This window comes from Flavobacterium degerlachei, assembly GCF_900106645.1.
Lineage (GTDB): Bacteria > Bacteroidota > Bacteroidia > Flavobacteriales > Flavobacteriaceae > Flavobacterium > Flavobacterium degerlachei.
In genome coordinates, this window is the sequence record NZ_FNMV01000032.1 from 1 (window position 1) to 1548 (window position 1548).

Consider the following 1548-nt stretch of genomic DNA (forward strand, 5'->3'; position numbering starts at 1 on the left):
GTTTCCCGTGTTTCACTTACTCAATATATTAAAGAACTTATTCGTTGTTGCGGGTGCAAAAGTACCACCTTTATTGACTAATTCAAGCTTTTTATGAGCCTTTTTTTCTTCTTTTCTTAACTTTGGATTTAAGACACTGAAACACCGACTTTTGAAACCGAAAGTTTTTTTTCCTACTGTCCCGATTCCCAAAAATAGCAATAGGAATCTCCGAAGCAAAGAAAAACAATCACACTATCAAAGCCACCACTTCAGAATTCACAACATAGTTTTACTAACGATAGCCTCCTATAGACCTATACTTCAAAATCAAAATTCTCATACGAAATCTAACAAAGACCTATAAAACCAATCTAATCCCAAATAAAAAAAATCAGCAATAGCCCAAAGCAACTAGTTATAAAGAGAACAAGTCGAAACATCATCCTCAAAAATCCAGATTTCAATATTCGCATTCTATATTCTAAAAATAGAAACAAACAGCAGAATCATCCAGCAAACTCCTACACCTATCATCTGCCACAATCACAATAGACCCTCCTTAATTAACACCCTATTATTAGGAAACAAAAAAAACACATCATATTATAGACACCAACAAATCTATTTACTTCCAATAAAAACCTACAGTGATTTAGCACCAGACCGAAGTCGGACACCACAAAAGCTTACACATACAAAAGCTATCATTAGCAGCACTCAAAGAAATCAGAATCAAATACTATTTGTAAGCCATAAAAAAGCAATTCATCTTAATTTATAACAGCAAGAAATCTAAGTCCATTCTTTTTTTTCAATACCCCAACACTTACAACTCATCCTTATCCCATCTTAGACTTAAAAACAATAAAACATGACCTTAAAAAGAATCAGAAACAAAACCTAAAACAAAAAAAAGCCTTCCGCCGAGGCGAAAAGCTTTTCATTGATATGACTACTAAATCTGGTTCGCCTACAAAATCTAACCAAACAACACAACTAAATTTAGATACTTTATGAGACAAAAAAAAGCCTTTCCGTTAAGAAAGGCTTTCCCCAATATTGCGGTCTGGACGGGACTCGAACCCGCGACCCCCTGCGTGACAGGCAGGTATTCTAACCAACTGAACTACCAGACCCACTCATTATTGCGGTGGCAAAGATACAATAGAAGTTGGTTCACACAACAATTTAAAGCTTTTTTAAACAAATCATTTTAATTATTATTCAACCGCCTTATTTTAAACATATTAAAAACACCAATTCCAATCAAAACCACGTCCATCCCCATGATTATTGAAAAACAACACCCCTTCCTCTACTTTTAAAATCCAAATTATAGAGTCAATCGCCTTTAATAAAGAATTCGGCTTACATTTTAGAGACTTTCGAAATATAACACACACACTCCAAGACACAAATATCTCGGATCAAGTCTAAATGTTGTGGGGAAATATATAAATAACGACTTTTGCATTTATAAAATATATCTCAATGCAAGATTCCTACAGCGAACTGATCAAGTTATTATTGCCAGAAATTATTGTTGAATATTTCGAACTTACTTCC

Annotated in this window: 1 tRNA gene; it reads right to left on the reverse strand. The window is 34.0% G+C overall.

From position 1 onward, the window contains the following. Positions 1 to 1044: 1044 nt before the first annotated feature. Positions 1045 to 1118 (reverse strand) — tRNA-Asp (locus tag BLV91_RS16750). Positions 1119 to 1548 lie beyond the last annotated feature (430 nt).